Origin of the sequence: Pseudoalteromonas sp. SG43-1, assembly GCF_014164415.1 — a bacterium.
In the GTDB taxonomy this organism is placed as follows: Bacteria; Pseudomonadota; Gammaproteobacteria; order Enterobacterales; family Alteromonadaceae; genus Pseudoalteromonas; species Pseudoalteromonas distincta.
In genome coordinates, this window is record NZ_JACJFD010000039.1 from 2,815 (window position 1) to 29,304 (window position 26,490).

Below are 26,490 nucleotides of genomic sequence, written 5' to 3' on the forward strand. Positions count from 1 at the left end.
GTCTAAAAATTCAGTTGTCCTAGTGACACATTTATGTGTCCCCATCGTCTAGAGGCCTAGGACACCGCCCTTTCACGGCGGTAACAGGGGTTCGAATCCCCTTGGGGACGCCACTTACTTATTTTAAGTATTGTGTAAAGTAGTGTGACACCGCACTCTCTATGCACGACGTTATCAAGAGTACCAATCTCTTAGATATGTCATTTACTACTTAGATAGGAAAGTGCAGTGTTATTAGAATAAAACCACAAATTAATACCCTCATTTTATACTTCATTTTTATATCAATCTATTTACACTTTGTTACAAAACCAAACCCATAATCGCTCCATATTCCTTGTTGTACTTTTAATTAGTCTTTAAACTCATTGAGTTAATTTAAATATGGACTAAAAAATGAAACTCACAAAAATTGCACTTGCTGTTTTACTAGCATCAGGGTTGGCTGCATGTAATAGCTCAACTCAAGCTGTTGATAAAAATATTGTTACAGAAACATCAATTCCTGGCGTTACACTTATTGAATCAGTGAAATCTAATGCAGGTGAAATCAACATACCGTATAAAAAATATAAACTAGATAACGGTTTAACTGTAATTGTGCATGAGGATCATTCAGATCCCTTAGTACACGTTGATGTAACATACCACGTTGGTTCTGCTCGCGAAGAGTTGGGTAAGTCAGGCTTTGCTCACTTTTTTGAGCATATGATGTTTCAAGGTTCAGAGAATGTTGCTGATGAGGAACATTTTAAAATAATATCTGAAGCAGGCGGTACTTTAAATGGTACAACTAACTCAGATAGAACAAATTATTTTGAAACAGTACCTGTAAATCAATTAGAAAAAATGTTGTGGCTAGAAGCTGATCGAATGGGCTTTTTACTCGATGCTGTAACCCAAGAAAAATTTGAGGTACAACGCGAAACAGTAAAAAACGAGCGCGGCCAACGTGTTGATAATCGCCCCTATGGTCGCTTAGGTGAACGTGTTGCTCAAGCGATGTATCCAGACGGCCATCCATATTCATGGCCTGTAATTGGTTTTATGGACGATTTAAATCGCGTAAATGTAAATGATTTAAAAGCATTCTTTTTAAAATGGTACGGACCAAATAATGCAACGCTTACCATTGGTGGTGACATCAGCGCTAATGAAATACTGCCATTAGTTACTAAATATTTTGCACCAATCCCAAAAGGTCCTGAAATACCTAAAGTTGAAAAAACAGCTGTAATACTAGATGCCGATAGATATATTTCAATGGAAGATAAGGTTCACTTACCTTTATTAAGTATGAGTTTCCCAACGACTTATGCTCGCTCTGAAGATGAAGCACCTCTTGATATACTTGCTGAAATATTAGGTGGAGGTAATAATTCACTACTATACAAAAACCTAGTTAAAACTCAACTTGCTGTTCAAGCAAGTGCAAATCATCCATGCCAAGAGTTAGCGTGTTCAATTAGTCTTTATGCTTTACCAAATCCTACAGCAGGGAAAACGTTAGCTGATATGGAAAAAATCATTCGTGATTCATTTGTTGAATTTGAAGAGCGTGGCGTTACACAAGATGATTTAGATAAAGTAAAAGCTAAAATAGAGTCGGGTGCAATTTTTGGTCTGCAAAGCGTATCAGGAAAAGTCTCTCAACTAGCCGCATCTGAAACGTTTACAGGTAACCCAAACTCAGCTAAAGATGAGATTGCACGTTATAACAAAGTTACAAAAGCTGATGTTATGCGTGTTTTTAATCAATATATCAAAGGTAAATCTGCCGTTATTATGAGTGTTGTGCCAGAAGGTCAAACTCAACTTATAGCTGCCCCAGATAACTTTACGCCTAAAGCGCATGATTTTGGAGGTCCATCTACAACTTCAGCTGATGATTTAGTAGCACGAAGAGCTGTTGATACATTTGATCGAAGTATTCACCCTGTAGCCGGCGCAAATCCTGCTGTTGATGTTCCTTCTCTTTGGCAAACTAAGACCGAAAACGGTATTAAAATATTAGGTACGCAAAGTACAGAAACGCCAACCACCGCTATTTTCATTAAAGTTCCGGGTGGCTTGTATAATGAGCAAGCTAGTAAAGTGGGTTTATCGTCAATGACTGCATCGTTAATGAGCGAGTCAACGCAAAACTACACTACAGAGCAAATGAGTAACGCGCTTGAAAAACTGGGTAGCCAGGTAAGTATCTACTCAGACAAAACACATACAAATGTGTATGTTTCTAGCTTAACTAAAAATGTAGATGCAACGCTAAAGCTTGTTGAAGAGAAATTATTTAAACCAGCATTTAATGCCGATGACTTTGAGCGTAATAAAAAGCAAATCATTCAAAATATTCAACATTCAATGAAGGATGCAGGGTATTTAGCATCTAATACATACAGCAAATTACTATATGGCGACAATATAGCTGCACTTCCAAGTACTGGAACGCTTAATAGTATTGAGGCTATTACATTAGATGACGTTAAAGCTTTTTATAACGCAAACTTTAAACCACAAGGCGCGCAAGTCATTATTGTTTCTGATTTAAAAGAGTCAACAATTGAGCCAAAGGTTAAAGCTACACTTGCAAACTGGCAAGGTAAATCGAGCCCAGTTACTGTTGATTTCAGCGAACCTAAAGTCGAAACTAATGTCATTTATCTTGTAGATAAACCAGATGCCCCTCAATCAGAAATTCGTATTGGTAAACGCGATATGGTTGAAGACATTACTGGTGAGTTTTTTAAAGCTAACTTAATGAACTTTGCATTTGGTGGCACGTTTAACAGCCGTATCAATCTAAATTTACGAGAAGATAAAGGCTACACTTACGGTGCTCGCTCTCGTTTTTGGGGTGATAAAACATCAGGCGGCTTTACAGCTTCTGCAGCGGTGAGAGCCGACTCTACTGCAGCGTCTATTACAGAGTTTACTAATGAGCTTAATAACTATGCTCAAAACGGTGTCACGGATGAAGAGCTTATGTTTATGCGTAAAGCTATCAATCAAAAAGATGCGCTTAAATACGAAACGCCTAATGCAAAACTTGGCTTTTTAGCACAAATATTAGAGTTCGATTTAAAACCTAGCTTTGTAAAAGAAAGAAATGAGATTGTTAGCAATATTAGCAAAGAAGAAGTTAACGCCTTAGCTAAAAAACACTTAAACACTAAAGATATGATTTATTTAGTAGTGGGTGATGCTAAAACACTTCGCCCAGAGCTTGAAAAATTAGGCATGAAGGTTGTTGATTACAGCCTTTAATATTTAAATAATTGGAATTACAAAGCAGCTTTTTTAGCTGCTTTTTTTTGCCTGATTTTAGAGTGTTGATCTTTTTGAAAGTAGATTACAGGGAGCAACTACAGCGTCTTTCTTTAGATATAAAATATAGTTTTATAGTTGAAGCCTTCAAATAACACCCCATTCCTAGCTTTATTATTCAGTACTTATAAAGATTCAATTTGGTAGCATAAATTTAAACATCCAACTTTATTAGGAGGATTTATGGCAAGTGGATGGGCACGAGACGGTGCAATTCAAGATCAAATTGATGCAAGTGTTAACGACGCCGTACAGTATGCAAGAAGCAATTTAATATCTGGTGCAAGTGCTGAGCTATGTGACGAGTGCGATGAAAAAATCCCACAAGCACGAAGGCTCGCGCTACCAGGAGTTCGCTACTGTGTTGCATGCCAAGCTGAAATAGAAGGCAATGGTGCCAGCGCTAAATCGTTTAATAGGCGTGGTAGTAAAGATAGTCAGTTGCGTTAAAAAAAGGTGCTGCAAAGCACCTTTTATTTAATACCAATCTGCATAACCATTTGAACTATATATAAAATTAAACCTCTCCATAGTTATACCAACCAGCATAAATCTTTGATCAATTTAACGAATTAAATTGCACTATTACGTCGATAAAAATTTTTTATTTAGAACAACTAGATACAAAAATTTTGCCTAGTTCTAGCGTAATTTTTTTAACGTTAAATAGACCCCATATATAAGCAGATTGGCATTAAGCAAATTGTTATAACTTGAATTAGTTGTTAAGTAATTTAAAATTTACTCATGTCTTCTTTTTTCTGAATTAACTCAATTGCATAGCCATCTGGGTCTTTTACAAAAGCAATTTCAGTAGTACCGCCTTTTACAGGCCCTGGTTCACGGCTTACATTGCCACCAGCAGCTTTAATATCTGCACATGCTTTGTAAATATCATCAAACTCAATAGCAATATGACCATATCCATTACCTAGGTCGTAGCTATCCTCGTCCCAGTTATAAGTTAGCTCTAATACTGTGTTATCTGCTTCGTCGCCATATCCAACAAAGGCAAGAGTGTATTTGTATTCACTGTTATCAGCTCTGCGTAATTCTTTCATACCTAATATTTCAGTATAAAAAGCAATTGATTTATCCAAATCGGCTACACGAAGCATAGTATGTAATAAACGCATTTTTAGTTCCTTTAGTTATTTATTCAAAGTTAAGGGTATTTTTAACTAAGCGCTATTATTAAGCGCGTTTTAGGGGGGTTATATGTATTAGCCATATATGTAGGCATTACATATAAATCACAACCTTAATATGAGAGTGGGCTTAAAACAGTTTGAGTGCGACCTTTATAAATTACCAATTAATGAATCATTTTATTAAATTTTGGATGTTTAAATAACCATTACTCAATTATTGGTCAACCTATTAGTATAAAAAAAGTTACTGATTGTTCAACAAAAGTTAACCTTTGCTTAATTGTGCTGTTGATATATAACTATTTGTTTTAATAGGGTTATTAAATTAATTTTTGTGTAATTTTTAAAAATGTGGCGTTTGCTTGGTTAACTTATTGGTTGACAAAAAAGTCGTATGGTAATACAGTTTTTGCATACCAATTGGTAAGTTGCTTGGTTTGAGTGAGTACAATGTATTGGTAATTAATCAGAGTTACGTTTTGCACAGGTTAATTTATAAATAACTCAAGCTTAAAGTTACTCTACAAATTGAAACAAAAGACACAGCGTATTTATAGAGTAAATTTTACTTGTTCTTATAAAAGTATGCGCCACATATTTAGGAGTTATTCATGTCAAAACCAGTCATCGGTTTCATCGGCTTAGGCTTAATGGGCGGCAACATGGCCGAAAATTTACAAAACAAAGGCTATGAGCTAATTGTTATGGACCTTAGCAAAGATGCGGTTGCAGCATGTGTTGCTAGAGGCGCAAAAACAGCAAGCACTGCAAAAGAGCTAGCTGAAGGTTCAGATATTGTTATGTTTTGTCTTACAACGTCTGCCGTTGTAGAAAAAATTGTTTACGCAGAAGACGGTATCCTAGCGGGTATTAAAGAAGGTGCAGTATTAGTTGATTTTGGTACTTCTATCCCATCATCTACTAAAAAAATTGGTGCTGATTTAGCAGCTAAAGGCGCAGGCATGATCGACGCGCCACTAGGTCGTACACCAGCACATGCTAAAGACGGCCTTTTAAACATTATGGCTGCAGGCGATATTGATACATTCAATAAAGTTAAACCAGTACTGGAAGATCAAGGTGAAAACGTTTTCCATCTTGGCGAGCTAGGTGCAGGTCATACAACTAAGCTTATCAACAACTTCATGGGCATGACGACAGTATGTGCTATGTCACAAGCATTTGCAGTGGCAGAGCTTGCTGGTGTTGACCGTCAACAACTTTTCGACATTATGTCGACTGGCCCATCTAACTCACCATTTATGCAATTTTGTAAAAACTATGCAGTTGATAATGTTAGCGACCTTGGTTTCTCGATTGCTAATGCAAACAAAGATTTAGGCTACTTCCTACAAATGGTAGAAGACCTAGGTACTGAATCAAAAATCGCTGAAGGTTCATCAGCTAACCTACAAGCAGCGTTTGACGCTGGTATGGGTCAAGGTAACGTTCCTGAAATTTTTGATTACTTCAAAAAGTTAGAAAAGTAATACTTCTCGACCTTATTGAGCGCTTTGAGCTTTAACTTAAAGCGCTTTAACACACATGACACCAATTGACTAGAGTCTTTGTGCAATGTCAGCTTTTTTTAATTCTGATGAAGCACTACTTTCAGTCACAACGAAAAAGAGTTAACTATGCGTTTGATTAATACAATAAAGCTTAGTCTAGTTCTCATCGGTTGCATATCCACACAAGTAGCGGCCAAAGATTATTTTATAGAAAATAAACAAGCTTTTAATGATATCGCAGCTAATCTAGTTGCTGGCGACAAAGTAGTACTTAAAAATGGTACTTGGTCTGACTTCGAAATTTTACTTGAAGGCCAAGGTACAAAAAACTCTCCTATTATATTAACCGCTGAAACTAACGGAAAAGTAATTCTATCAGGTCAATCTAATCTAAGACTTGCAGGTAAATACCTTGAAGCTTCTGGTTTAGTATTTAAAGACGGCTACACACCGAGCTCAGCTGTAATAGAATTTCGTAAAAATAAAAATGAATTAGCCTACAATTCACGAGTTACTCAAACAGTAATCGATAATTACAGTAATCCAGACAAGCGAGAGTCTGATTATTGGGTTGCCTTATATGGACAACATAACCGCTTTGATCATAGTCATTTAGTTGGCAAACGAAATAAAGGTGTGACAGTTGCTGTTCGTTTAAACACCAAAGCAAGCCAGGAAAACTATCATCGTATAGATAACAACTATTTTGGCTACCGTCCAACTTTTGGTTCTAACGGTGGTGAAACCCTGCGTATTGGCACAAGCCATTACTCACTAACTGATTCGCATACATTGGTTGAAAATAATTACTTTGAACGTACCAATGGTGAAGTAGAAATTGTGTCGGTTAAATCAGGTAAAAACATCCTTCGTAATAACGTATTTTATGAAGCGCGCGGTACATTAACGCTGCGCCATGGTAACGGCAATCTTATAGAAGAAAATATCTTCATTGGTAATGGTGTTGATCACACAGGTGGTATCCGCGTTATCAATAAAGATCAAATTGTAAGAAATAACTACCTACAAGGCCTAACAGGCTATCGTTTTGGCAGTGGTTTTACTGTAATGAACGGCGTACCAAATTCATCTATTAATCGTTATCACCAAGTAGAAAATGCGACGATTGAAAACAACACATTTATAAATGTGCGTCATATTCAACTTGCTGCAGGTAGCGATGCTGAGCGTAGCGCAGCCCCAAAAAATAGCGTAATGAAAAACAACTTAATCATAAACCAAGATGGTGAACAGCCATTTACAACATTCGACGATGTAAGTGGGTTAGTATTAAGTAACAACATTGCAGATACAAAAGTGCTTTCTGAGCTAACGTACGGTGTAAAAAAAGAAAAAATCACGCTTGAAAAAGCAAGTAATGGTCTACTTTACCCAACCTCTAAAAGTTTAAATGTAGGTGCAAAGCGCGATTTAAAAGTACTTAAAAAAGAAGATACCGGTGTTAGTTGGTATGCAAAAGTACCTGCTTTAGTTGATTTTGATTCTGGTAAGACACATTCTGTTAAAGCTGATGTAAGTGCATTACTAGATGCTATTGATAATGCAGAGTCGGGCGATGTTCTAGAACTAGCGCCTGGCCAGTATGATGTGTCTAAACTGGTTAAAATTGATAAAACGTTGACAATTAAAGCAAAGCAGAACACAAAGTCTAAACTTACTTTTCAACGCTCTACCTTGTTTGAAATACATGATGGCGGCAGCTTAAAACTAGATGGTTTATCAATTTCAGGTGAAAACGCGCCAGATGCAATAGGTAACAGCATTGTTCGTACGCAAAAATGGGGTATGGTTGATAATTACCGCTTTGTAATGACCAACTCAGAGTTAAATGCTTTAGATATTAATCATTCATTCCATTTCTTTATCACTGGTAAAGGTGCAATGGCTGACGAAATTATTGTTACAGGTAATACCTTTAATACAGTAACAGGTGACATTTTACGCCTAAATACTGAAATTGAAGACTTAGGTGTTTATAACGCGGAATACGTCATTGTAAATAATAATACATTTAATAATGTAGAAGGCGGTGTACTTAAGCTTTACCGTGGTGGCACTGATGAAAGTACATTTGGTCCTCATTTTGAAATGACAAATAACACACTTAATAACGTTGGCCTTGGTAAGCGTAACAAAGAGCAAGCGAGCATTTATGTTCACGGTGTTCAGGTTACTAATATTAAAGATAATAAATTTGTTAAATCTGCTCCTATTGTTGTAGAGCACACAGTAGGCGAGCCTAAAACTGAAATCTCAGGCAATACATTTGATGCAACTAAAGCACCAAGCGTTAAAGAGTTAAGAGTTAAAGGCCCACACACGGCAGTATTAAAAAATAACAACATTTTAAATAAGGCAGGGTAAATACTATGTACTTATTAAAATGCCAAACACGTTTTAAAATAGCTGCTGTAGTTGCAATTACATTACTTACATCATTGGGGGCGCATGCAGCGCACCCAAACTTAGTGATTACTACTGATGATGTTAAGCAAATGCGCCAAGCAATTAGTAGCAACGGTAGCACAAAGTTTGCTACTGCGTTTGAATCGCTAAAAGCGCAAGTAGATGAACAAATTGCACAGCCTATCACTGTACCCGTTCCAAAAGATGGCGGTGGTGGTTATACACATGAGCGCCATAAGAAGAATTACCAACTTATGTACAACGCGGGCATTATTTATCAATTAAGCCAAGATGATAAATACGCAAACTATGTACGTGATATGTTGCTTGAGTACGCAAAATTATACCCAACGCTTGGTCTGCATCCAAAACGTAAAATGGATTCGCAAAATCCAGGTAAGTTTTTTTGGCAAAGCCTAAATGAAGCAATGTGGCTTGTGTACACAATACAAGCTTATGATCTAATTCATGACTCGTTAAATGCCGATAATATTAAAACAATCGAGAATGACTTACTCCGTCCTGTTTCGTTGTTCACATCTGTAGGCCAACCGTCTACATTTAATAAAGTACATAACCATGGAACATGGGCAACAGCGGGTGTTGGCATGGCAGGGTATGTATTAGGCGAACCTGAGTGGGTAGAAAAATCATTATACGATTTAGAAAAGTCGGGTAAGGGTGGCTTTATTAAGCAGCTAGAGATGCTGTTTTCACCACAAGGTTACTATAACGAAGGTCCTTACTATCAACGCTTTGCACTATTACCATTTGTAACGTTTGCTAAAGCGATTGAAAACAACGAACCACAACGAAAAATCTTTGAATATCGCGATGGCATATTATTAAAAGCGATTGATACGACGATTCAACTTAGCTACAACGGTTTGTTCTTCCCAATTAACGATGCAATAAAAAGTAAAGGCATCGATACCATTGAGTTAGTAAATGGGGTAACGGCAGCGTATGGCTTAACCAACGATGCAGGTTATTTAGATATTGCTAAGCAACAAGACCAAATAATTCTCTCTGGTGATGGGCTAAAAGTAGCTCAAGCACTTGATAACAACATGGCAAAACCTTATTCGTTTAAATCTGTTGCCTTCGGTGATGGTAATGACGGTAAACAAGGTGCTTTAGTTGTAATGAGAACGCAGGTAGGTGGCGATCAAGCGCTACTGTTTAAACCTGCTGCACAAGGTTTGGGCCATGGTCATTTTGATAAATTAACATGGCAGTTTTACGACCACGGAAATGAAATTGTATCTGATTATGGCGCAGCACGTTTTTTAAATGTAGAAGCTAAATACGGCGGTCGTTATTTACCTGAAAACGAAACTTACGCAAAACACACTGTTGCGCACAATACGGTAGTGGTTGACGAAACAACGCATTTTAATGCAAATGTTGAAGTAGGAAATAGTAATTACCCTACACTTAACTTTTTCGAAACAAATGAATACGGCACGGTTTCAAGCGGCGAAATAAGCACAGCTTATAAAGGCGTAGATCTTGAGCGTACGCTTGCACTTATTAACTTACCTGAACTACAAAGCACAGTTGCACTTGATATATTTGATGTTGCTGCAAATAAAGCGCATCAGCTTGACCTGCCTTTGCATTATAAAGGTCAGCTTATCGATACCAGCTTTGAGTTAAAAGCAAATGCAGCACAGCTGTCTGCGCTAGGTACTAAAAATGGCTACCAACATTTATGGCTTAAAGCTCAAGCGCAACCTCAAAGTGGTTTAGCTAAAGTAACGTGGCTAAACGAAAATGGTCGTTTTTATACGCAAACGAGCTTGGTAAAAGGTGATGAGTCTTTCTTGTTTACTCAAATAGGCGCAAATGACCCTCACTTTAATTTACGCAACGAAAATGGTTTTATTCGTCGTGTTGAGGGGCAAAAGCAACATAAGTTTATATCTGTATTAGAGCCACATGGTGAGTACAACCCAAGTAAAGAATATACCCTAGAAGCTGTTAGTCGAGTTACAAAGCTTGAATATAGTCAGCAGGGCGATTTAACACTTGTTGAACTTGATATTAAAGGCAACTCATATTTAGTGGCAATTAATAAAGCACAAACATCAGCTAAAAACACATTCAATTATCAAAATAAAGAGTTCACTTTAAATGGCCGATTAGGCGTTTATATGATGAACAATAATCAGGAGTAAATAGGATGCAAAAGCAAAGCGCAAACTTTTCATTTGGTAACGAGACCGAAATAGAAGACTTAGGAAATGGTCTAAAGCGTCAAATGCTAGGTTATAACGAAGAGCTAATGGCTGTTAAAATTTGGTTTGAGAAAGGGGCTATTGGTTATAACCATGCTCACAGACATTCTCAAGTAACGTATGTTGTTGAAGGTGAGTTTCACTTTAACATTGATGGCGTAACTAAAATCCTAAAACCGGGTGATAGCTGCTTAATCCCACCATTTGCTGATCATGGAGCTACCTGCCCAACAGGCGGAATCCTGATTGATACTTTTAGCCCAGCGCGTGAAGACTTTCTTGAGGATTAATTATGCAACTTAAAGGCTTACGTTGGTGGGTTATAGCGCTAATAGCGCTAGCTACCATTATTAACTATATCGACCGCCAAGCACTTAGTGTGCTTTGGCCGGACATTGTTGAAGATTTATTTCCTGATGAATCAGCGCTAGAACGCAAACAAATATACGCTAATATTTCTATTGTGTTTGTATTTGCTTATGCATTTGGTCAGGCAATCTTTGGTAAAATATTTGACTGGGTGGGCACACGCTTCGGTTTTGTACTATCAATAGGTGTTTGGTCTATTGCAACCGTTGCGCATGCATTTGCACAAGGTGTACTTAGTCTTAGTATTTTTCGCGCAATCTTAGGTGTAGCAGAAGCCGGTAACTGGCCTGGTGCAGCTAAAGGTAACGCAGAATGGTTCCCTACTAAAGAACGTGCTTTAGCACAGGGTATTTTTAACTCTGGCGCCGCAATTGGTGGCATTATTGCTATTCCTTTAATTGCTTATTTAACTATCTACTTTAGCTGGCAAATGGTGTTTGTTTTTGTTGGTGCATTAGGTTTCCTTTGGTTAGTTCCATGGTTAATTTTAGTTAAAGCACCGCCTAGCTCACATCCTTGGCTGACTGCCGAAGAACGTGAATATATCTTAACGGGTCAAAGACGTGTTGATGACAACGGTGATGTAACTGGTGAAGACGAAGAGGAATATAACCCTACAACTGCTGAGTTACTTTCTCGTAAGCAAAGCTGGGGTGTAATCATTGCCTCTGCCGCAATTGACCCAATTTGGTGGTTATTTGTATTTTGGATCCCTATTTACCTAAACGAAGTATACGGCATGGATGTTAAATCTATTGGTATATACGGTTGGGTACCTTATGTTGGCGCTATGTTTGGTGCTTGGTTTGGTGGCTTATTGGCACAAAACAGGCTTAAAGCAGGTTGGAATACAGATAAAACACGTAAGCTTACTATTACGCTGGGTTGTTTAATTATGTTACCAGCGCTACTTGCAATGGCAAATCCAGGCGGACCAACAACAGCAGTACTAATTATGGCTGTTATCTTATTTGGTTTTCAAACTGCAATTGGTAACGTGCAAACACTACCAAGTGATTTGTTAGGTAAAAAAGCAGTGGGTACATTATCAGGTTTTTCTGGTATGGCGGCAAAACTTGGTGCTGTAGGTCTTACATCGTTAGTACCTTTTCTTACTGCTGATGGTAACTACACACCAGCATTTGTAATTGGTGCTTCTTTAGCCATCATAGCAATGGCAGCTGTTTGGATTTTAATTCCAAAAATAGAACCTCTTAAAAAGCCTCAATAATCTAGATAATAACTGCTATGCCAACATATTTTGTATAAGTGCATAGCAGTTAACTACATAGGGTAACTTCCAAGATGAAAAATATTTACTTTATCGGTGAATGCATGGTCGAGCTTAGAGCTATGAGCGCGGCAACACTGCACCAATCATTTGCAGGCGATGTTTATAATTCTGCAGTGTATTTAAAACGTTGCTTCCCGCAGGTTACTACTTCGGTTGTTACGGCTTTAGGTCAAGATAATTTAAGTAAAAAAATGCTAGAACGCTTTGAGAGTGAACAAATAAATACGCAACTTGTATTTGCTCACGATACCAAAGTACCTGGTATGTACTACATAGAAACTGATGAGCATGGTGAGCGTAGCTTTATTTATTGGCGCAATGATTCTGCAGCTAAAAAGGTTGTTGATTTTTTAGATGCTGATGCACTCGATCAGCTTAGCCAAGGTGATATGTTTTTCTTTTCAGGAATTTCATTAGCAATAATTGAAGAAAGTGCACGTGAAGACTTTTGGAAAGTGGTAAAGCAGCTTAAAGATGCTGGGGTTAAAATCGTTTTTGATCCTAATTACAGAGCACGTTTGTGGAATAGTGTAGAGGAAACAAAAGAGCAGTATCATTTAGCCTTTACGTTTGCAGATATTACCCTACCAGGCGTTGAAGATTTAACAACACTTTATGACGTTCATAGCGTAGAAGCAGTAGTTGAATATTTAAAGCCTTACCAAATTGAAGAAATTGTTGTTAAAAATGGCCCTGAATCGGTAGTGACAAAAGAGGGCGATACGCTTCAAAGCCACACCATAATACCGGTAACAAATGTTGTAGATACGACATCCGCAGGCGATGCCTTTAACGGTGTTTACTTAGGTGCACGTTTATCTGACAAATCAATTTCAAGTGCTGTACAACTTGCTGCAAAAGCGGCAGGGACTGTTATACAGCAACCAGGTGCTATTGCTCCAAAAGATATATTTCAGCTAGCAATGGCTGAAGCTGGGATCTGATACCAATTTTATTAAAAACATGATCACCTTAGCGTATTAAATAATTCACTAACTACGATAAAAATTATTTATATAGAGCAACTATGTATCATAATTTTAGCCTTGTTATTGAGCTATTTTCTTGTCGCTATAATAGCTCATTAATTTAATGCAATTGGTATAACAAAATAATTAAACATTAAAGGCCGCCATACCTCGGCCGCATTACTTTTTATAAAGGAACAACGTTATGACTCGCTTTTCTGAACTTATGGCAGGACAAACACTGCTACCTATAATTCAAGCAGATACTCCAGAGCAAGGTGTTCAAATAGCGAAAGCTATGGCCAATGCTGGGCTTACTTTAGTTGAAGTAGTGCTAAGAACAGAGGCATCTATAGAGGCATTAAAAGCTATTAAAGCACAGGTGCCTGAGCTAAAAGTAGGTGCGGGAACAGTCATCAATACTGATATTTTGGAGCAAGCACTTGAAGCGGGTTCTGATTTTATTGTAACCCCAGCGGTGTCTCCTACGTTACTTGAAGCACTTGCTAAATGTAATGTGCCGGTACTTCCTGGTGTATCAAACACCGGTGATATTTTAATGGCGCTTGAATATGGCTTTGAAGAGCAAAAATTATTCCCAGCATCGCTTGCCGGTGGCGCTCCTTTTGTGTCAGCTGTGTCGTCAGTATTTAGAGCAGTCAGCTTTTGTCCTACAGGTGGCGTTAGCGAAAGTAACAAAATGGACTATCTTTCTTTAAATAATGTATTCGCCGTTGGCGGTACTTGGATAGCGAAGAAAGAATGGGTTGAACAAGAAAATTGGCAAGCAATTACTGATTCTTGTATCCAGGCTTTAAAATAGAAAGGATTTCATAAATGAATTATTTAGCCCCAACAATACTACCAGGCGTAATCGTTGGCGACGAAGTAAGTGCTGTGTACGAGCATGCACGTACTAATCAATATGCGTTGCCAGCGGTAAATGTTGTTAGCACAACATCTATTAATGCGACGCTAGAAGCTGCTAAAAAGAAAAACTCGCCCGTTATTATTCAGCTTTCTAATGGTGGAGCACAATTTTTTTGTGGTAAAAGCTTATCTTTACCAGAGCAACAATCAGCTGTGCTTGGGGCGGTAAGTGCTGCAAGATATGTACATTCAGTGGCAGCACATTATGAAGTAGCAGTGATGCTTCACACTGATCACGCAGCTAAAAAGCTACTACCTTGGATTGATGGTTTGCTTGATGAAGGTGAAAGACACTTTGAACTGACTGGCAAACCATTGTTTAGCTCACATATGATTGATCTGTCAGAAGAGCCTTTAGAAGAGAATATCGAAATTTGTGAACGTTACTTAACGCGTATGGCAAAAATAGGTATGACGCTTGAAATTGAGCTTGGTTGCACGGGTGGCGAAGAAGACGGTGTTGATAACTCACACCTAGATAGTTCTGCTTTATATACTCAACCTGAAGATGTTGCATTTGCTTACGAACGCTTAAGTCGTATTAGCCCTAACTTTATAATTGCAGCCTCTTTTGGCAATGTTCATGGTGTATATAAACCGGGTAACGTTGTTCTTACGCCAACTATTTTAAAAGATTCACAAGCTTACGTATCAGAAAAATTTAATCTACCAAGTAACTCAATTAACTTTGTTTTTCATGGTGGTAGTGGTTCTGAGTACAGTAAAATTGCAGAGTCTTTAACGTATGGCGTAGTGAAGATGAATATTGATACCGATACGCAGTGGGCGTGTTGGACAGGTATTTTAGATTACTACAAAGACAAGCAAGCATACCTACAAGGGCAAATTGGTAACCCTGACGGGGATGATAAGCCAAACAAGAAATACTATGACCCTCGTGTATGGTTGCGTCATTCAGAGCAAAGTATGGTTGCAAGGCTAGAGCAATGCTTTGACGATCTAAATTGTGTAAACAGGTATAGCGCATGAAAAGATTAAATACAGTATTGAAAGAAGACGGTGTAGATACCGATCTTATTTTACTTATTCGCACAATTTTAGCGACTAGTAAAGAAATTGCTTTTCGAGTAAGCCAAGGTGAATTAGCCGGTGTTTTAGGCTCAACTTTGAATGAAAACGTTCAAGGTGAAGTTCAAAAAAAGCTTGATGTAATCGCAAACCAACTACTTAAAGACATCCTACTTGATGATAGCAGTGTACGATCTGTTGCATCAGAGGAAGAAGATCATGCGGTAGGTGGCCACCCTGAAGGTAAGTTTATTGTTGCTTTTGACCCGTTAGATGGCTCTTCTAATATTGATGTTAATGGGCAAATAGGCACTATATTTACTATTTACTTAGCCCGTGATGATGTTCCTTTTGATAGCGACGAGCAATTTAGTCAGCCCGGTGTGAATCAAGTATGTGCAGGCTATGTGTTATACGGCCCTTCATCATTACTTGTAATGAGTACTGGCGGTCCAACGCGTTGTTATACGTTAGACTCAACACATGGCGGTTACTTACTGACAAACAAGCAGTTAAGTGTGCCAGAACAAAGTCGCGAATTTGCCGTAAATATGGCTAACTACCGTTACTGGGACGAACCAACTCAAGTGTATTTTGATAAATTGCTATACACCTGTGAAAGCTTTGAAAAAAGCTCAATGCGTTGGAATGCAGCGATGGTAGGTGACGTTCATCGTATTTTATGCCGAGGCGGGTTATTCTTGTATCCACAAGATAAACGCAGTGGTAACGATAACGGAAAAATAAGACTGCTTTATGAAGCAAACCCGTTAGCACTTTTAGTTGAAAACGCAGGTGGTAAAGCAACCTCTAGAGGAACGCGAATTTTAGATATTGCGCCAACTAGCTTGCACCAGCGTGTGCCTGTTGCTTTGGGTTCAAATGAGCCTGTAGAGTTTTATAATAACGCCATGTTATAAACAGCACCCAAAAAAAGGGGTAAGAAAATTGCCCCTTTTTACCTTTAATTTTATTCTCTTTGTAAATCATCCTCTTTAGATAAACTCACTTCTTTTCTTATTGTCTTCAAATAAGAATACTTCACATATATTAAATAATATTACTTACTAAACCCTATATAAAACTAAGTTTTTACTATAACGCTATGTATCTTCAACGTTATTTTTCACAATTGAATTCAATTTTTAACCAACAATAAAAGCCCAAGGTTAACTTGGTGTTTATTTATTGTTATTTAATTAGGTGGGGATAGTGGAAAAACTTATTTTATTGTGGTTATATTACCAAGTTGGTTAACAATTCATTTGCAATTTAAATGAATTTGGTAATAAATACATGATTTATTTGGTAACACACACAATAGATAGCCAAATATTAAAACTATAAATTTGGAGAATAGAGCCACCATGAAATTCAAACATTTTGCGCTATGCGCTATTGCAGCAGCAATCGTTGGTTGTGACACAAACTCAAACAACAATGACAACAACTTGGGCTCTATTGCTCTTAGTGGAACTGTTACAAGCGGACAAACATTAACAGCTGAAGTTAGTGACCCTGATGGTATCTCAGGTGACGTGACTTACTACTGGTATGCAGATGGTGAGGCAATTGCTGGTGCAAATAGCGCTTCATTTACATTGACTGACGATCAGATAGGGTTACCAATTACAGTTCAAGGGCTTTATACCGATGATGGCGGTATTAATGAATCGCATATTACAGAACCAACCGCAGATGTTGCCGCAATCGCATTTCCTGCAAGTTTAACTATTACAGGTGACGCACTAGTTGGTTCGCAACTAACTGCTAATGTAGCTGACGACAATGGCTTTGATGGCGATACAGTAACTTATAAATGGTTTACAGATGACGTAGAAATTGCTGATGAAGCACTTTCAACGCTCACGTTAACAGACGCACAGTTTGGTACAGTTATTACAGTTAGTGCATCTTTTGAAGATAGCCGTGGGTTTAACGAGTCTGTAACTTCAGCCGGTACAGAGGTTGTCGCACGAACAAACTCAGAAGGCGAAGTTACAATTAGCGGCACGCCAACTGTTGGAAATACTTTAACAGCAGAAATTAATGATACCGATGGGGCGACAGGAGATATCACTTATCAATGGCTTGCTGACGCACAAGAGATAGATGGCGCAATAGAGAGCACCTTTACAGTTGATGCATCACTTTTAGGTCAAAAGGTAAGTGTTAAGGTTGCTTATACAGATGATAATGGGTTTATCGAGGATAATACATCAGAGGAAACAATTGCTGTTTCTGCTGTTGCGGTTGACGAAGCCGGTAGCATAGCCATTATGGGTGTAGTGCCTTATTTAACAAATGGCGAGTTAACCGCTGAGATAACTGATAACAACGGCGTTGAAGAGGCTAACGTTACTTATACTTGGTCTGCTGATGGCGTTGAAATAGCTGGGAGCAATAGTAAAACATTTACGCCTTCTGATTACGCTGGCTCAATAATGTCAGTAAAAGCCACGTATACAGATAATGATGGCTTTGCGAGTGAGGTTACAAACTCACTTGATACATTGGTTTACACACAATTAGTTAGTAACCCTGAAGCACTCCTTGGTGCTATAAGTGGCGGTTTAGCTGACGGTGATGTTATTGGTTTAAACACGGGTGTTTATGCTGATATGGACGCAATTTTATTAACCAGTGCAGTAACGCTTCGCGCTGTAGAAGGTCAAACTCCTGTACTTAGTGGTGAAGTATGTGTGCATGTAGCTGCTGGAGTAGATGGCGCTGGGTTAACAGGGCTTACCTTTAAGAATATAGATACTAAAGCGGGTGCATTTTGTGAAACCGAAGAAGGTGCTGTTATTTACTCAGAAGGGGATAACTTTACTTTTTCGCAAAACACGATGGATGGAGAAGAAGCGACACTCAATAACTCTGAATACCATTGGCTGATGATAAAAGGTCAAAGTGCGATGGTTGAGCGAAATACATTCTCTAATCGAAATGTAGCAGAAAAAGGGTCTGTGATAAAAATATCATCATCAAGCTCTGATCACGTTATTCAATATAATTTATTTAGTGACAGTGATAATCCAAACTTTGATCAATCAAGTTTATACTTAATTAATGCAGGTAGTACAACGGGTAGTGGTGCAGCTGATAACGCAAACTTTACTATTCAGTATAACCGCGTAGAAAACTTTGTAACGGGTCGTCGTTTAATGCGTGTACAAACTTCTGGCGCAACCATCAAAGGCAATACAATCATAAATCCTAATGGTGGTATTTCATTAGAAGATGGTGGCTTCAACAGTGTTACAGATAACGTTATTATTCGAACTACCGATATTGCAAGCTCTGATGATCGCCCAGCGGGTATATTAATTACACCACTTGGTCACACTGTGAGTAACAACTACATTGCAGGTATTCGTTCTGGCAATAAAGAAGCGGGCGGTATTGTATTTACGGCAAATCCATTTTCGCAAGCTGACGGCGGTGTGCCAAACTCGGGTAACCAAGCTGTACTTGATAGCGCTGGCGACTTTACACTAAATGTAACAAACAATACGGTTTTGAACTCACAGCAACCTATTGTATTTAGTACGGAAATAGGCTCTAAAGCACCAACAAGTGATTGTGATGAGTTAACCGCAGAGAATGCGCCGGTTCTCTATGGGCTGACCAAAAATGCGTTTGTTATAAACTTTAATGGAAATTTAATTGCAAACGGTTTAGGTGATCAAACAGACGCAGATACAATAAGCAGCAGTGCTACAACTCAAGGCCTATTTTACCCAAATACACTTGATAGTGACCATGCTTTTGAATATGACTGTGACTTAATTAATCATGATAGTTCGGTGCTAAGTAACAACTTTGGTTATATGGATAGTCGAGTATCAGGCGATGCAAGCGGTGACTGGGTTGAAATTAGAAAACTAAATGGTAATGGCGCATTCGATACTGATGGTGCAATTGACCAAGACCCAGCAAATAACGGTAAAGAAGTGCTTGAGTACGTTACAGCAGCAAGTACGTTATTAGAAACTGACCCTGCAGGCCTTCAGGCAGAGGCAGGTGCTAAAGGTCTTCATTATATTCAATCATCTGAAGTCGGTGTTGGATCTACATGGAAAATACAAAACGATTAAGTAACCAATTAATCAGTTAACTTTTAAAAGCCCCAAATTTGGGGCTTTTTTATTATTTATTAATAATCACCACACTTTTCTCAACCTACATTACCCATTTATCGACTAGTTTAGAGCTGTTTATATTCTAGCAAAAAACCTGCCTGACCTACTGGTAATGCCGTTAAGTTAAAATTGGTATACCTTATGGTAATATTAAAGCGTCAAATTGGTTGATCATCGTGCTGGGTTTAAGTATATTAATATCAAAGGTCACATAAAATATACATCAGCATAACAAGCTAACACACTAAAATCACACAACAACAACCAGCGGAGAATTCAAATGTCGTTGAAGTCACGAGATAACAATAATTCTACAACAGGGCAGTTTGCAATGCGCCCAGTTGCAAAATGGGTAAGAACAGCGGTCATCGCAGGTATGGCAAGTTCTTGCGTATTTACAGCAAGCGCACAGGAAGATCAGGGAAAAGCGACAGAAGTTGAAGAAGACGTTGAAATAATTAGTGTTACAGGTACACGTAGAACGATACAAGATCAAATAGCAATTAAACGTGAAGCAACAACAGTAGTTGATGGCCTGTCATCTGAAGATATTGGTGATTTACCAGCACTGTCAATCGGCGAAGCACTAGAATCAATTACAGGTGCTGCATCTCACCGTGAAAACGGTGGTGCTACAGAAATCACTATCCGTGGTCTTGGTCCATTTTTAAGTGCAACACACATTAATGGTCGTGAAGCGACTAATGGTAGTGGTGACCGCTCAGTTAACTTTTCGCAGTTCCCTTCTGAACTTGTAAAAAAAGTAGCGATATATAAAACGCAAGATGCCTCAATGATTGAAGGTGGTGTTGCAGGTGTTATTGCACTTGAAACTATAACTCCACTTGATTTTGGCAAACAACGTGTATCAGCTGAGGTTAAATTAAATTACAACCCAGACGAAGGTAATGTAGATAACTCGCTGCAAAGTGACGCGGGTTACCGTGGCACGTTTAGTTATGTTGATCAGTTTGAATTTGATAACGGCCAAGCCGTTGGTGTGTCTTTTGGTGTGCAGCGCCAAGAAATTAGTCAACCAGAGGCTGAATACAGAAGTTCTAGCCCATCAGGTTCTTCATTGTGGGCGTGTTTAAACGATCCGACTAATACCAATGAAGGTTTTTACCGTAGCAGCGCAGGCGACTGTGAAGACCAAGTTAATGGCAGTAGCAACCAAGGTTACGATACAGAAATCGATCCAGAAACAGGTAAAGCAGTAAGTGATGGGACTCCTTATGCTTGGACTGGCAGTAGCCGAAGCTTTCGTCAAAACGAGACATCTGATGAACGTGATGCAGTATTTTTTGCACTGCAATACCAACCGTCAGCTGATTGGGATATTAACTTTGATGCACAAATTTCAGATAGAACACAACAAGAAGCACGCCACGATTTAATCTTTTTACAAAAACGTGCAACACCAGGTGTAACCGGTCCAACACTTGTAACTAACGATGTAGGCGGTATTTTACATTGGGAAGGTGAAGAGCGTATTGAATCAGCGGGTGAGCAATTTTCTCGTGAAGAAAACTACCAAGGTTACGGCATAAATATAGAACATACAGTTACCGATAGATTAACTGTTGACTTAGATTTAGCGTATTCAAAAACTGAACGTGAAGAACTTCAAATATCTAACCGTGGTAGAACATCAGGTCGCAATTTCTTTTCTTGGGATATGGGCGATGAAATTCCTCATTTCACACTGACAGATTTTGACGTAACAGATATTTCAAACTTTACAGATAGCCTAAGAACACGACTTGACCGTGAAAATGTTCGTGAAAACGAAGTTATATCAGCGCGACTAGATTTTGACTATGCGCTAGATGGCAACGTTTTTACAAGTATTCAAGGTGGTATTAGAACATCTGAAATGACCTTCCTACAGTATGGTGGTAGCCAAGGTAACGGTTCAAGAAACGAATTTACACTAGACTCTGGTACTGAAGCGCTTGACGTATTACAAGGTTGTCAAATCGATTTCCCTGAATCAGGCTTTTTATCGAGTGTATCTGATGGTGATATCGTAACAAATATTGATAGCGACGGTAACGTTGTAGCTAGCGGTACAGGTTCATCATGGGCTACATACGACAACGTATGTTTCTCACAAGCTGTAGCTGGTTCTAACGCTGATGGTGTGTTTGCTTACCCAGAAGTGGAATATGAAAATGCAGGTACAATTGATGTAACAGAAAAAACAACATCAGTGTACTTAATGGCTAACTACGATACTGAAATGTTTGGCAAATTCATTCGCGGTAACTTTGGTCTTCGTATTGTAGACACAGATGTAACTTCGATTGGTTTTAGAAATAGCTTTGATGTTGTAACAAGTGATACCGGTGTACTGTCTCTAGTTGAGTCTGATAACGGTTCACTGGATAAAATAAAAAGTGGTGGCGATTACACTAAGTATTTACCAAGCTTTAACCTAGTTATTGATTACAGCGAAGATATTTTATTCCGAGCAGGTATATACCGTGGTATGTCACGCGCAAATCCATCTAATTTAGGTTATAGCCGTACATTCCAAGAAGATACAGAAGGTACAGCAACATCAATCAGCGATTTATTAGTGGGTGTAAATGGTTCTGGTAATCCAGACACTCAACCACTTATGTCTTGGAACTACGACGCTGCGTTTGAATGGTACCCTAACGAAGATTCAATCTTAGCGTTAAGCTTATACTACAAACAGTTCAATGGCGGTTTTCAACAACAAACCGTAATTGAAGATTTTACTGTTGCCGGTGAAACAGTTTCACTACCAATCACCAACTCTGTTACGTCAGACGAGGACAGTGAAATATTAGGTCTTGAAGCTTCATTTTCTTACCACTGGGATAATGGCATCGGTATGAAATTTGGTTACAACTATGCAGACACTGACTTTGAGTTCCAAGATAGCTTATACGGCGATACGTTTGTTACTGATGTAGACGGTAATACTACACAATTAACTGACGGTATTGTTGAGTCAGCTTCAGTACCTGGCTTCTCAAAGCATGTATTTAGCAGCCAGCTGTACTACCAAATTGGTGGGTTTGATACTGCCGTTATTTACAAATATCGTAGTGAGTATTTCCAACCATATACTACAAATGGTACTCGACTTCGTTATGTTGATTCTGTAGGCGTATGGGAAATGCGCGCATCATACAAAATTGATGAGCACTTTAGAGTTAAAGCAGAAGCAATTAACTTGTTCAGCGCACCTAAATCACAAGATTTCTTTGTTGAAGGAAACTTAGGTGAAGTGAATGACTACGGCCCACGCTTATTCTTAGGTTTAAGCTACAAGCTGTAATAATAGTTAAACATTAAATCTCATTAAAAAGGCGGTTTTACCGCCTTTTTTTGATCCCTAAATTCTTCAATTTTATATTTTCAATAACGCTAATAAATAGTACTCAACACAGTTCGCTTTCTAATAACGCTTCTTGACTGAAAAAAAATTGGTTAACCAATAATGCCATTTATTAAGTGCGTACAACATCATCGGTTTCTCTTGCCTAAATTATTTCATTTTTAAAACACTAACTCTTTTAACCCTTGTAATTGATAGCTCAATTTCTAATTAAATTTAAAATCAATAAATAACAAGAACTTAAAATCTACTTTATGATTTTAAATTATAGGTTAGTTAAGTTTTTCTATTTTGGTAATAACATATTGCATAATATTTGATCTAAATTTATTACCAAAAGGTTGACCTTTTTATAGTTGGGTGTAAATATAAAGTTAAGGGTTTGTAATAATTAAGGGCTTTTAATAAAAACAATAAAGTAGCTGGTTAAACATAGCATTTCACACACACAGGAAAAAAACTATGAGTCACAAGTTATCTAAAATTACACTGGCAGTTATATCGGCAACCGCACTTGGTATGTCTTTGTCTACACAGGCGCAAGAAGCTCCAAAAAAAGCTGCAGACGATCTTGAGGTTATTGAGGTTTCAGGCATTCGACAATCGCTTACAAATGCGCTTGCACAAAAGCGTTCAGCAGATAGCCTTGTTGAGATTATTGAGGCTGTCGATATTGGTAAGCTACCAGATCAAAACCTCGCAGAAGTACTTGAAAATGTAACAGGGATTCAAATTACCCGTGAAGCAGGGGTAGGTACAGGTGTTCAAATTCGTGGTACCAATGCCAATCGTACAGAAGTGAACGGCGTATCAACAGTTGGCTCAGGGTCTGGACGAAGTGGCATTAGTTTTGAAGATGTATCAGCTGCAATCATCTCCGGTGTAGAAGTAATTAAATCACCTGAAGCAAAAACAATCGAAGGCTCTGTGGGCGCAACAATAAACCTTAAAACAATTCGCCCGTTACAGTTAAATGAAACTCTAGGCTCAATTAGAGTTCAAGGTGAAGATAGTAGCTTATCAACAGATGGTGTTACTCCTAGGGTATCGGGTGCTTGGGGTGATAACTGGGAGCTTGATTCTGGCGGTAAGTTTGGTGTTGTATTTAGTGGCAGTTACAGTGAGCAAGACGTAACCGCATTTCGTCCTCGTGCTGATAGAGATAATTCGGTAGCCGCTGATAGTGGTGCTGCAAGTGCACAATCGTTTGATTTTCTACCAGTACAATTTTTAATTCAAGATTACGATAATTACGAATACGAGACAAAAAACTTCGCAGGTACATTTGAATATGCACCAAACGATAATATAAAATTCTTTTTTGATGCAGTTGTTAACGATCAAGAGCGCCGCCAAGAAAGCTCAAGAGTACAAGCATCTGGCCTAAGTGATCTTAGAAATGTATCAATACCGAGTGAATTTGAAACAGTTAATTTTGGTTCACTTGACGGACAAAACCTAGGCAGCATACAAGCGGCCGTAAGAGGCGTTATTCCGGTTGAAGACGGTGGTGGCGATCCTAATTTACGTTTTTCTAGTGATACTAATTCACGCATAACAAAAAGCAAAATATTTAGAATAGGGGGCGAATGGCAAGGCGATAGATTATTTGCAAGTGTTGAAGCCTCAACCTCTCGTTCTGATTCAACTACACCAAGCTTTAATACAACGCTTAATTTTATAAATCCAAATGTCGCTACTAATTCGTCAAATGAAAACGGGACTCCTTTTGAGTATGATCTTACAGGTGATGCACTTACATTTGGTATTGCAATGGGGGAGGCAAACGCGCCAACAATGGCTCAATTACTCGACCCTGCAAATGTTGTTCTACGTGACGTAAACCAAGGGCAAGATGAGTCAGAAAATACAGAAGATGCGTTTCGTACAGATTTTACATATTACTTAGATGATGTAATAACGTCAGTCGATTTTGGTTACCGCTACAGTAAAACGAGCAGTATGTCGGATCAAGTTCGCTCTAACGTTGGTTTAAGAAATATGGCTGATAGCCCAACGGGTGATTTATTTGCACAATTATTAACAGCGGGCCCAGATAACTTTAATGATGGTGATGGGCGAGCACTTTATATTCGTGATTTCTTACTTATAAACCAAGAGCTTGCATCCTCTGATCCACAAGCTGTATTAGCAGCACTTAACCAAGCGATTGAAGCTAATAATGCAATAACAGGTTCTGATCGTGGTCCAATAAGTTCACCAACGTCTCAAGTAAATGCGTTTTTTGATATTGAAGAAGAAACACATGCCTTATATGCACAAGCTAATTTTGAGTATGGCATGTTTCGCGGTAACTTTGGCTTACGTTATTTAGAGACTGAAGTTACATCGCTAGGTAACTCTGTTACTCAAGATGGAAGTGGCAACGAACTGGTGACTCAAGTAACGTCAAAAGGTGATTACGATTTCTTTTTACCACGATTTAATTTAGCCGCGAATGTAAGTGAAGATGTGATTGTTCGTCTAGGTTGGTCAAAAGATATCAGACGCCCAGATTTTGATGACCTATCTACATCCGTTACGTTTGGCACCAGCCCTAATAGTGCAGTTTCAATAGGTAACTCAGGCTTAGAGCCAGAAGAAGTAACCTCTTTCGATATATCCACTGATTGGTATTTTGCACCCGCTGCTTTATTAAGTGTGGGGTACTTTCATAAAACACGTAGCGATTTGCACGTTACACAGCAAGTTGACCCATTTGAAGACCCAAGCACAGGCTTTCGCGATACAAATGGTCCTGAATGTGAAGGCGGCGGCATATTTAACCCAATTGCTGACATAAACGTATTTGGCCCAGATGCTGGTGTAGGGTTATGTGTACCAACACAAACTACTATTAATGATTCTGGCGAAACAACACAGCAAGGCATCGAGCTTGCAGCTCAATACGACTTATCAAATTTTGAAAAAGAGCTAGGCTGGGCATCAGGTTTTGGTGTTGTTGCTAACTACACCTATCAAGAATTTTCTGGTGGTGAATCATTTGACACCGCAACGAGTCGTGCAAATGCTGTTTTTGCATTAACAACCGGTAACCCGGATGCAGACATCAGTGCTAAGCAATCACTCATTGATCTGTCAGAAAACGCATATAACATCACATTTTACTATGAGAAATACGGTCTATCTGCTCGAGCGCGTTACACGTGGCGCGAAGGGTACCGTTCAACTGACTTTGGTAGCACTTCAAGCTTCCCATGGGGTTTCCCTGTTGTACAAGAAGACAGAGGGCAGCTTAATGCCAGCATAAGTTATGATGTGAACGATCAGCTAAATATCGGTATTGAAGCCGTTAACTTAACTGAGTCAGAAGTTAGCCAGTCTTGTGTAAACGAAGGTGCTTTACTTTGTTTCCAAGGTATTACAGACCGCCGTATTACATTTGGCGCAAGCTATAGATTTTAAAGGTTATAGTTAAATCGAGTCTATAAGTGTGTGTATTTAAAGACGCTAAAAGCAAGCCACCTGGCTTGCTTTTTTTTAACTATAATTAGTTAACATTTACAAAAATGATTTATTCCACTTTGTATTTTACTTATAAATACCGTTACAGCGGCAATGTCTTGCGACACTGCCACCAGTAATTATACCAACCTGCATAAATCTTTGATCAATTTAACGAATTAAATTGCACTATAACGTCGTTAAAAATTTTTTATTTAGAACAACTAGATACAAAAATTTTTGCCTAGTTCTAGCGTAATTTTC

The 26,490-nt window shown here is 38.5% G+C and carries 15 protein-coding genes and 1 tRNA gene; 15 read left to right on the forward strand and 1 reads right to left on the reverse strand.

The features are described from left to right. The first annotated feature begins 37 nt into the window (after positions 1-37). The 3 genes from H5159_RS19445 (at position 38) to H5159_RS19455 (ending at position 3,774) form a co-directional block, all read left to right on the forward strand. Positions 38-113: transfer RNA gene (locus tag H5159_RS19445), tRNA-Glu, on the forward strand. Positions 114-396: 283 nt separating this feature from the next. Further along, positions 397-3,264, forward strand: a complete 2,868-nt coding sequence (locus H5159_RS19450) for a pitrilysin family protein (RefSeq protein WP_182780873.1) — start codon at positions 397-399, stop codon at positions 3,262-3,264. Positions 3,265-3,507: 243 nt separating this feature from the next. Then, positions 3,508-3,774 (forward strand): DksA/TraR family C4-type zinc finger protein, encoded by a 267-nt coding sequence (locus H5159_RS19455; RefSeq protein ID WP_024605380.1) that lies wholly within the window; start codon positions 3,508-3,510, stop codon positions 3,772-3,774. Between the two features lie 284 nt (positions 3,775-4,058). Here the strand turns inward: H5159_RS19455 and gloA are convergent, their stop codons facing one another. Then, a complete protein-coding gene (gene gloA, locus H5159_RS19460; RefSeq protein ID WP_182780874.1) occupies positions 4,059-4,460 on the reverse strand; it encodes a lactoylglutathione lyase in 402 nt (133 codons plus the stop codon). Between the two features lie 626 nt (positions 4,461-5,086). Here gloA and H5159_RS19465 point away from each other — a divergent pair. The 12 genes from H5159_RS19465 (at position 5,087) to H5159_RS19520 (ending at position 26,187) form a co-directional block, all read left to right on the forward strand. Continuing rightward, positions 5,087-5,965 carry an NAD(P)-dependent oxidoreductase gene (locus tag H5159_RS19465; protein ID WP_002962960.1) on the forward strand — a complete coding sequence of 293 codons (879 nt, stop codon included), beginning with the start codon at positions 5,087-5,089 and terminating at the stop codon, positions 5,963-5,965. Between the two features lie 147 nt (positions 5,966-6,112). Continuing rightward, positions 6,113-8,371: a polysaccharide lyase 6 family protein gene (locus H5159_RS19470; protein WP_182724603.1), complete on the forward strand. Its 2,259-nt coding sequence runs from the start codon at positions 6,113-6,115 to the stop codon at positions 8,369-8,371. Between the two features lie 5 nt (positions 8,372-8,376). After that, the gene (locus H5159_RS19475) at positions 8,377-10,593 is read left to right on the forward strand and encodes a heparinase II/III family protein (protein WP_182769077.1); all 2,217 of its coding nucleotides are present in this window, start codon (positions 8,377-8,379) and stop codon (positions 10,591-10,593) included. A 5-nt stretch (positions 10,594-10,598) separates the two neighbouring features. Beyond that, the gene (locus tag H5159_RS19480; RefSeq protein ID WP_002962963.1) at positions 10,599-10,943 is read left to right on the forward strand and encodes a cupin domain-containing protein; all 345 of its coding nucleotides are present in this window, start codon (positions 10,599-10,601) and stop codon (positions 10,941-10,943) included. Between the two features lie 2 nt (positions 10,944-10,945). Further along, a complete protein-coding gene (locus H5159_RS19485) occupies positions 10,946-12,253 on the forward strand; it encodes an MFS transporter (protein WP_002962964.1) in 1,308 nt (435 codons plus the stop codon). Between the two features lie 74 nt (positions 12,254-12,327). Then, a complete protein-coding gene (locus H5159_RS19490; RefSeq protein ID WP_182780875.1) occupies positions 12,328-13,260 on the forward strand; it encodes a sugar kinase in 933 nt (310 codons plus the stop codon). 229 nt (positions 13,261-13,489) lie between these two features. After that, positions 13,490-14,107, forward strand: coding sequence for a bifunctional 4-hydroxy-2-oxoglutarate aldolase/2-dehydro-3-deoxy-phosphogluconate aldolase (eda, locus tag H5159_RS19495; RefSeq protein ID WP_058154918.1), 618 nt, complete (start codon positions 13,490-13,492; stop codon positions 14,105-14,107). A 14-nt stretch (positions 14,108-14,121) separates the two neighbouring features. After that, a complete protein-coding gene (fbaA, locus tag H5159_RS19500) occupies positions 14,122-15,204 on the forward strand; it encodes a class II fructose-bisphosphate aldolase (protein WP_039489411.1) in 1,083 nt (360 codons plus the stop codon). Beyond that, on the forward strand, positions 15,201-16,163 hold the full coding sequence (locus H5159_RS19505; RefSeq protein WP_002962277.1) for a class 1 fructose-bisphosphatase: 963 nt from the start codon (positions 15,201-15,203) through the stop codon (positions 16,161-16,163). The genes fbaA and H5159_RS19505 overlap by 4 nt, the downstream gene beginning before the upstream one ends. Positions 16,164-16,610: 447 nt before the next feature. Continuing rightward, entirely contained in the window at positions 16,611-19,343 is a 2,733-nt protein-coding gene (locus H5159_RS19510) for a poly(beta-D-mannuronate) lyase (RefSeq protein ID WP_182780876.1), read from the forward strand. 325 nt (positions 19,344-19,668) lie between these two features. Then, positions 19,669-22,701, forward strand: coding sequence for a TonB-dependent receptor (locus H5159_RS19515; protein WP_182780877.1), 3,033 nt, complete (start codon positions 19,669-19,671; stop codon positions 22,699-22,701). 522 nt (positions 22,702-23,223) lie between these two features. Next, positions 23,224-26,187, forward strand: coding sequence for a TonB-dependent receptor (locus H5159_RS19520; protein ID WP_182780878.1), 2,964 nt, complete (start codon positions 23,224-23,226; stop codon positions 26,185-26,187). Positions 26,188-26,490: the final 303 nt, after the last annotated feature.